Here is a 2,118-nt window from a genome sequence, read left to right as displayed (position 1 = left end):
TTCGAACAGCTCGCCGACATGTTTGCAGCGCTGCCGGCGGTGATCTCGGACGGGCGTGTCTGGACCTATCGGGAACTGGACAGCCGCGCCAACCAGTTCGCCCGCCTGCTGGTCAAGCGCGGCGTGCGGCCGGGCCACCGCGTCGGGCTCATCCTCGACCGCTCGGCGGAGACCTATGTCGCGCTGCTCGCCGTGATGAAGGCGGGCGCTGCCTTCGTGCCGCTGGCGACCGCCTTCCCCGAGGAGCGGATGGCGCTCATCATCGAAGACGCCGGCGTCAGCCTGATCGTCACCATCGCCGCCTACGCGTCGCGCGCCGGTCAGCTGCCCGTCCCGCATCTCCTTATCGACAGCGCCGCCGCTGAAATCTCCGGACAGTCCGACGCGCCGCTGAAGCCGCATGCGAAGGCCGCTTCATCGGACGACACCTGCTACATCCTCTACACCTCGGGCACCACGGGCAAGCCCAAGGGCGTGGTCATCAAGCACCAGAGTTTCGTCAATTTCATCCGCGTCGCCGCCGCCTCCTACGGCTACCGGCCGGGCGACCGCGTCTATCAGGGCATGACGATCGCCTTCGACTTTTCCTCCGAAGAGATCTGGGTGCCGTTCGTCGCCGGCGCGACGGTGGTGCCGGCACCGGGCCAGATGCCGCTGGTAGGCGAGGAACTGGCCGATTTCCTGCGGCTCCATGACATCACCTGCATCGCCTGCAGCCCGACGCTGCTGTCGTCGATGACGTCGGATGTGCCCAGCCTGCGCACGCTGCTGGTCGGCGGCGAGGCCTGCCCGCACAATCTGGTGGTGCGCTGGTCGAAGCCGGGGCGGCAGATCCTCAACACCTATGGCCCGACCGAGGCGACCGTCACCGCCACAATGGGCGCGCTGACGCCGGACAGCCCCGTCACCATCGGCGCGCCGCTGCCGACATACTCGATCGTCATCCTCGACGCATCGCTGCCGCAGCTTGCCGAGCCCGGCGAACTGGGCGAGATCGGCATTGCCGGCATCGGGCTCGCGGTCGGCTATCTCAACAGGCCCGACCTGACCGAGCAGAAATTCATCGCCGATTTCGTCGGCCTGCCGAACAATCCGTCCAGGCGCATCTACCGGACCGGCGACCTTGGCCGCATCAACGACCAAAGCGAGATCGAGTATAACGGCCGCATCGACACCCAGGTGAAGATCCGCGGCTACCGCATCGAGCTCGGCGAGATCGAGGCGGTGCTGCTCGACCAGCCCGAGATCGCCCAGGCTGCGGTCACCACCTGGGAGATCGAGCCCGGCCGCGTCGAACTCGTCGCCTATTACGCCCCCAAGGCCGGCCAGAAGGCGATCTCGCGCGCCGACCTCGCCAGGACGATGAAGCGGCGGCTGCCCGACTACATGGTGCCCTCCTATCTGGAGGAACTGCCTGTTATCCCGATGACGGTTTCCAACAAGGTGGATTTGCGCCAGCTGCCGAAGCCGACAAGCGTGCGGCTTTCGGGCGATCGCGCCATGGTCGCGCCCGCCAATGACGACGAGCGTTTCCTCGCCGACGCACTGGCCGCGGTGCTGAAATTCGAAGAAGTGTCCGTCGAGGACAATTTCTTCGACGATCTCGGCGCCAACTCGCTGCTGATGGCGCATTTCTGCGCCCGCCTGCGCACCAGGAAGGAATGGGCGACGGCGTCGATGCGCGACATCTACCTCCACCCGACCGTGGCACGGCTCGCGCTCCACCTGGGCGTGGCGGACGAGATGACGACGGCCACCAACGAGCCCGTCCTCACCCGCCGGGCCTCGAATTTCGCCTACTGGACCTGCGGCGCCGCACAGCTGCTGTTCTACGCGCTCTACAGCTATGGCGCCTTGTGGGCGGTCAATGACGGCCTCAACTGGATGTATGACGCGCTCGACGATCCGCTGCAGCTCTACATCAGGTGCGTGGCGCTTTCGGCCGCCGTGTTCTTCGGCATGTCGGGCTTTGCCGTCATCGCCAAATGGGTGCTGGTCGGCCGCTGGAAGGCGGAGGCGTTTCCCATCTGGGGCGTGCGTTACTTCCGCTTCTGGGTGGTCAAGACATTGATCCGCACCGCGCCCGTCGTGCTGTTCCGCGGCAGCCCGCTCTACAGC

1 protein-coding gene is annotated in these 2,118 nt (G+C 66.4%); it reads left to right on the top strand.

Annotation, left to right across the window (positions count from 1 at the left end; all coding sequences use genetic code 11):
- On the top strand, positions 1 to 2,118 hold a 2,118-nt coding region (locus EN964_RS32625; protein ID WP_127277311.1), incomplete at both ends, for a non-ribosomal peptide synthetase.

The sequence above is a fragment of the Mesorhizobium sp. M7A.F.Ca.CA.001.10.2.1 genome (assembly GCF_003998575.1).
Lineage (GTDB): Bacteria > Pseudomonadota > Alphaproteobacteria > Rhizobiales > Rhizobiaceae > Mesorhizobium.
Note: the sequence above shows the minus strand (reverse complement) of the source record. Positions and strands in the feature narration are given on the sequence as shown.